A 5,562-nucleotide genomic window follows, 5' to 3' on the forward strand; every position below is an offset into this window, starting at 1 on the left:
ACAAGGTAGCTGTACCGGAAGGTGCGGCTGGATCACCTCCTTTCTAAGGAGCAAGCAAGGCCCTGCTCTCCCCTTTTTCAGGTCCTTTGGGGGCGCCTTCGGGCGCCCTTTTTTGTTGCCGGGAGGAGGAGTGCGAAGGAAGCGACAGGTCCGGGTGGCCAGGAAACGGGTGGTGTCCGCCGGGGGCGTGGTCCTGCGGGGGAGGGGGCCGGAGGTGCTGGTGGTGTCCCTGAAGGGGGGAAGGGTGGTGACCCTGCCCAAGGGCCAGGTGGAGCCCGGGGAGTGCTATCCGGAAACGGCGGTGCGGGAGGTGCGGGAGGAAACCGGGGTGGAGGCGGCGGTGCTTTCCCCTTTGGGCAAGGTGCGCTACTACTTCACCGTGAGGAACGGGGGAGAACCGGTTACGGTGAGCAAGGAGGTGCACTATTTTCTCATGGCCTACCGGGGAGGCGAGCCCAGGCCTCAGCTTTCCGAGGTGGAGGCGGCCTTCTTCCTACCGGTTTCCGAAGCCTTGGAACGGCTTTCCTATCCCAACGAGCGGGAGATGCTGCGCAAGGCCCTGGCCCGCCTGCGCCCTTCCCGGCTGGATTCCTCCCTGGGGCCCGGGGCCTAGGGGTGGGCCTTGGGGTCCAGGAGGGCCCAGGCGGCCTCCTCCGGGGAAAGCTCCCCCCGGGCCACCCTGGCTACCAGGTCCTCTGCGCCTTGGGTTCTCTGCCGCCCCCATTCCTGGATGACGCTTTCCACCTCAAACCGGGCCCGCTCCAGACGGTGGGCCTCCAGGAGCCCGTGGGCCAGAAGGTGCTGATAATGGGCTTCCAAGCCCTCAAAAAGGGCTTCCACCCCTTCCCCCGTGGCCGCCACCGTGGGGTAGATGGGGGGGCGCCAGCCCCCGGGCCGGGGTGGGGCTAGCTCCAAGGCGCCCTTCAGCTCCTGGATGATCCTCTCCCCCCCGGGTAGGTCAAACTTGTTCACGGCGAAGAGGTCGGCGATCTCCATCACCCCGGCCTTAAAGGCCTGCACCGCATCCCCCGCCGCCGGGGTGAGGACCAGCAAGGTGGTATCCGCCACCCGGGCGATGTCCACCTCGCTTTGGCCCACCCCCACGGTTTCCACGAAGATGCGGTCAAAGCCGAAGGCCTCCAGGAGGGCCAAGGCGGCCACGGTGGCCCCGGCAAGGCCCCCCAGGGCTCCCCTCGAGGCCAGGGAGCGGATGTAGACCCCAGGGTCCTGGTGGTGGCGCATCATGCGGATGCGGTCCCCCAGGATGGCCCCCCCGGTGAAGGGGCTAGAGGGGTCCACGGCCAAAACCCCCACCCGCTCCCCCCGTTTCCTGGCCTCCAGGATCAGGCGGTCGGTGAGGGTGCTCTTGCCGGCCCCGGGGCTTCCCGTGACGCCCACCACCTTGGCCCGGGCCTGTCCCCGCAGGCGCTTAAGGAGCTCCTGGCCCAAAGGGTGCCCCGATTCCACCAGGGTGAGGGCCCGGGCCAAGGCCCGCACATCCCCTTGGTGGAAGCGATGGAGAAGCTCTTCCACATGGCCTTCCCCGACCGTCATGACGATATTGTACGCTTTTTTACCCGGATGCCTTAATCCGCCAGAGCAAGGCAAGCCACCTCCACCCGGACCCCCTTGGGCAGGGCCTTCACCGCCACCGTGGCCCGGGCGGGGTAGGGAGGGGAGAAATAGCGGGCGTAGACCTCGTTGAAGAGGGGGAAGTCCTCCATGTCCAGGAGGAAGCAGGTGGTCTGCACCACCCGGGAAAGGCTGGAGCCTGCCGCCTCGAGGATGGCCTTCAGGTTCTCCATGACCTGCTCCGTTTGGGTACGGATATCCCCTTCCGCCAGGGTGCCGTCGGGCCTTAAGGGGATCTGGCCGGAGACGAAGACCAGCCCCCCCGCCCGCACCGCCTGGGAGTAAGGGCCGATGGCTTGAGGGGCTTTATCGGTGCTGACCGCTTCCATGCCCCTATCCTACGCCAAAGCGGAAAAGCTTCCCCGCCAGGTTGGCCACCAACACCTCCTGGGCCAGGGGCAAAGGAGGTACCTGGACCGCCCCTAGGCCCGTGGCCTCGAAGACCACCTGCCCCCTTTGGTCCACGGCCAAAAAACGACCCTCCTCCGTGGCCACATACACGTGGCCGGCAGCATAGGAAAGGCCTGCGGTTACCTTTCCCACCTCGAGGCTCCACACCTCCTCCCCTGTGGCCTGGTCCAGGGCCCTGAGGATCCCGTCCCAGGCGGCCACGTACACCCGTTCCTCGTCCAGGGCCAGCCCCCCCCAGATCTCGCCTTCCACGGCGGTGTTCCAGAGGGTCTCCCGGCTCAAGGGGTCAAAGGCGTAAACCTCCCCCTCCCAGGTGGGGATGAAGAGCACCCCCCGGTAGGCGGCCACGGGGGCGTGCACGGGACCGGTTTTCACCTTGTAGCGTAGCCCTCCTGAGTCCGGGTCCAGGGCGTAGAGGAACCCGTCCTCCGAGGCCAGGAAAAGGAGGCCCCGGTGGAAGGTGGGGCTTGCGGAAAGGTGCCCCCCCGCCTGGAAGCGGAAGAGGAGGCGATCCCGTGCAAAGGCGTAAAGGCTTCCATCCCGGCTGGCCACGAAGAGCCGCTCCCCCAGGACCAGGGGTGCGGCGGTGATCTCCGCCCCCGTATCGGCGCTCCACTCCAGGGCCTGGGCCTTGAATCGGCGCACCCGGCCGTCCCAGGCGGCCACGTACACCCCAGCCCGGACCACGGGGGGAGCGGTGACCTCCTCGGGAAGGGGTTCCCGGCGCACCGTTCCCGAAAGGAGGTCCACCTCCGCCAGGCCCCGCCCCGCCCCCAGGTAGACCCGGCCATGGGCCTGGACCATCTCCCCGGGCCAGGCGGCCTCCCCGCCCAGGTCCACCTTGCCCTTTAGGGAAAGCCTGCGGGGGTCGGGGGCCAGGGGGTAGTGGCCGGAGCGGCTGGACCCGGCTCGAGGGGTGGCAAGGCGGAGGGCCTGGAACTCCTGCAAGGGGCTCTGAAAGAGGCTTGGGTGGGAGGGCCTTTCCTCCGGGTGCTTGGCCAGGAGGGAGAGCACCGCCTCCGCCACCCCCGGGGGGATGGTGGGGTTCAGGGCCTGGGGGGGTTTGGGGGGCTCGTAGACGTGCTGGAAGAGGATGGCCTGGTCGTTCTCCCCTTCAAAGGGGGGCTTGCCGGTGAGGGTGCGGTAGAGGACCGCCCCCAGGCTGTAGAGATCGGCCCTGGGGGTAAGGGGCAGGCCCTTGGCCTGCTCGGGGGCCATGTAGGCGGGGGTGCCCAGGGTGTAGCCGGTGCGGGTGAGGTGGCGGCTTTCCTGCAGGAGGTAGGCCAGGCCGAAGTCCATCACCTTGGGGTAGCCTTCCTTGGTGAGGAGGATGTTTTTGGGGGTGAGGTCCCGGTGGAGGATGCCCTGGGCGTGGAGGTGGGCCAGGGCTTCCATCACCTGGATGGCCGCCACGAGAATCCTTTCCCCTTCCGGACCCTCCTCAAAGGGGCCCAGGCGGTCAAAGGTGCCCCCTTCCACCAGCTCCATCACGAAGTAGGGGCGCCCCTCCACCTCCCCCAGGTCCAGCACCTGGACGATGCCCGGGTGGAAGAGGCGGGAAAGGGCCCGCACCTCCAGGAGAAACCGCTCCCTCTCGGGGGGCAGGGCCCGGGGATGGAGAAGCTTCACCGCCACCTTGCGCCCCAAGCGCTCATCCACCGCCCGCCACACCTCGGCCATCCCCCCGGAACCCAAGGAGGCCTCGAGGCGGTACCTTCCGCCCAGGACCATGCCCGTCATTTTATTCCTCGTTATTCCTCGGGCTCCAGTTGTTTGAGGAGCTCGGCCAGCTCCTCCTTGTTGCCCTCCAGTTCCTGCACGATCTTGGCGATGGCCAGGCGCACCACCTCCGACTTGGAAACCAGCCTCTCCGGGCTGGAAAGGGCGTAGGCCGCCCGGGTGAGGAGGGCGTCCTGCTCCTCGGAGATGACCACCTGCAGCCGCTTTTTTTCCTTCTTGGGCATACCTTCCCTTGCCAAAGTGTAGCAAAAGGTGCATGCCCTTGACAATGTAGACCCGCCCTTTTATCCTCACCTTGAGTAAGGTGTGTATGATGCTCAAGGACTCGCGGCGGGGCAGCAGGATCTTGCGGATTGAGGGAGGCCAGCCCCTTTCCGGCGAGTTGCGCATCCATCCAGCCAAAAATGCCGCTTTGCCTATCCTGGCAGCCAGCCTCCTCACCCCCGAGCCCATCACCCTTCTGGAGGTGCCCAGGCTCAGGGACGTGGAGGTGATGCTGGAGCTTCTTTCCCACCTGGGCACCCGTTACCAGTGGGAAGGGCGCACCCTGCACCTGCACACCCCCGAGATCCAAAACACCCATGCCCCCTATGAGCTGGTGGGGCAGATGCGGGCCAGCTTCATCGTCTGGGGGGCCCTCCTCGCCCGGGTGGGCGAGGGGCGGATCTCCCTGCCGGGAGGGTGTGCCTTTGGGGCCAGGCCCGTGGACCAGCACGTGAAGGCCCTAAGGGCCTTGGGGGCGGAGGTGGTGGAGGAGGAAAACACCTTCTACGCCCGCAGGACCCAGCCCCTAAGGGGACGGGTGGTCTTCGACCTGCCCACGGTGGGGGGTACGGAGCAGGCCATGCTGGCCGTGGCCTTAGGGGGAGAGGCCACCTTGGTCCAGGCGGCCATGGAGCCTGAAGTGGAGGACCTGGGCCATTTCCTGCGGATGCTGGGGGTGGAGGTCCAGGGCCTGGGTAGCCCCATCCTCCACATCCGGGGCGCCCAGCGCCTGGGCGGGGGCACCTACCGCATCATCCCCGACCGAATCGAGGCCGGCACCTACCTCCTGGCGGCGGCGGCCACCCGGGGGTCCATCACCCTTTTTGAGGCCCGCCCCGACCACCTGGATGCCCTTTTGGATAAGCTGCAACAGGCCGGGCATAAGGTGGAGGTGGGCCGGGATTGGGTAAGGCTAAAGGCCACCGCCCACCCCGAGCCCTTCGCCGTGGAGGCCCGGGAATACCCTGGCTTCCCCACGGATCTCCAGCCCATCGTGACCGCCTATCTGGCCACGGTGCCCGGGCAGAGCACCGTCACCGACCGGGTCTACCCGGACCGCTTCACCCACGTGGGGGAGCTGGCCCGGATGGGGGCGGAGCTGTACCTGCGGGACCGCACCCTCTTGGTGAACGGGAAGCGGTTGCACGGGGCCCAGGTGAAGGCCCTGGATATCCGCGCCGGGGGCGGACTGGTGGTGGCTGCCCTGGCGGCGGAAGGGGTTTCCGAGATCGAGGGGGTGTACTTCCTGGAGCGGGGCTACGAACACCTGGAGGAACGGCTAGGCGCCTTAGGGGCCAGGGTGAACCTGGCGGAGGTGCCCTTGGCCCTGGCGGCGGACTAGGCTAGGGGTACGGAGTTCCTGCGCCAGCCGCTTCAGATCCATAACCCACCTCCTTTTAAGGAGCATAAAATACCTTCGTTTGCTACCTTAAAGCTCCACCCCAGCCATTGGCAGCAGGACATGGCTGCGGATGAGGTTGTGGGCCAACAGGATGAGGTTCACCCGGGCCACTA

Annotated in this window: 6 protein-coding genes; 2 read left to right on the plus strand and 4 right to left on the minus strand. The window is 67.3% G+C overall.

The genetic code is table 11. From position 1 onward, the window contains the following. Positions 1–130 precede the first annotated feature (130 nt). Positions 131–613 (plus strand): NUDIX hydrolase, encoded by a 483-nt coding sequence (locus DK874_RS11550; protein ID WP_114314173.1) that lies wholly within the window; start codon positions 131–133, stop codon positions 611–613. Here the strand turns inward: DK874_RS11550 and meaB are convergent. From meaB to DK874_RS11570, 4 genes are read right to left on the minus strand one after another with little or no spacing between them, the layout of a single operon-like run. Then, a complete protein-coding gene (meaB, locus tag DK874_RS11555) occupies positions 610–1,554 on the minus strand; it encodes a methylmalonyl Co-A mutase-associated GTPase MeaB (RefSeq protein WP_114314169.1) in 945 nt (314 codons plus the stop codon). The two genes, DK874_RS11550 and meaB, sit on opposite strands and share 4 nt — an antisense overlap. A gap of 32 nt (positions 1,555–1,586) precedes the next feature. Next, complete coding sequence (locus tag DK874_RS11560; protein ID WP_114314170.1) at positions 1,587–1,961, minus strand: RidA family protein; 375 nt, start codon at positions 1,959–1,961, stop codon at positions 1,587–1,589. 4 nt (positions 1,962–1,965) lie between these two features. Beyond that, positions 1,966–3,783 (minus strand): serine/threonine-protein kinase, encoded by a 1,818-nt coding sequence (locus tag DK874_RS11565; protein ID WP_114314171.1) that lies wholly within the window; start codon positions 3,781–3,783, stop codon positions 1,966–1,968. An 11-nt stretch (positions 3,784–3,794) separates the two neighbouring features. After that, positions 3,795–4,007 (minus strand): hypothetical protein, encoded by a 213-nt coding sequence (locus DK874_RS11570; RefSeq protein ID WP_015716565.1) that lies wholly within the window; start codon positions 4,005–4,007, stop codon positions 3,795–3,797. 86 nt (positions 4,008–4,093) lie between these two features. Between DK874_RS11570 and murA the strand changes: the two genes are divergently transcribed. Then, positions 4,094–5,389: a UDP-N-acetylglucosamine 1-carboxyvinyltransferase gene (murA, locus tag DK874_RS11575; protein WP_114314172.1), complete on the plus strand. Its 1,296-nt coding sequence runs from the start codon at positions 4,094–4,096 to the stop codon at positions 5,387–5,389. Positions 5,390–5,562: the final 173 nt, after the last annotated feature.

The organism is Thermus caldifontis, from assembly GCF_003336745.1.
Classification (GTDB): Bacteria; Deinococcota; Deinococci; order Deinococcales; family Thermaceae; genus Thermus; species Thermus caldifontis.

Excerpts from the sequence above, each read along its gene's own strand:
- DK874_RS11565 (WP_114314171.1), bottom strand. The coding sequence starts at position 3,783 with ATGACGGGCATGGTCCTGGGCGGAAGGTACCGCCTCGAGGCCTCCTTG.
- DK874_RS11570 (WP_015716565.1), bottom strand. The coding sequence starts at position 4,007 with ATGCCCAAGAAGGAAAAAAAGCGGCTGCAGGTGGTCATCTCCGAGGAG.
- DK874_RS11560 (WP_114314170.1), bottom strand. The coding sequence starts at position 1,961 with ATGGAAGCGGTCAGCACCGATAAAGCCCCTCAAGCCATCGGCCCTTAC.
- meaB (WP_114314169.1), bottom strand. The coding sequence starts at position 1,554 with ATGACGGTCGGGGAAGGCCATGTGGAAGAGCTTCTCCATCGCTTCCAC.
- murA (WP_114314172.1), top strand. The coding sequence starts at position 4,094 with ATGATGCTCAAGGACTCGCGGCGGGGCAGCAGGATCTTGCGGATTGAG.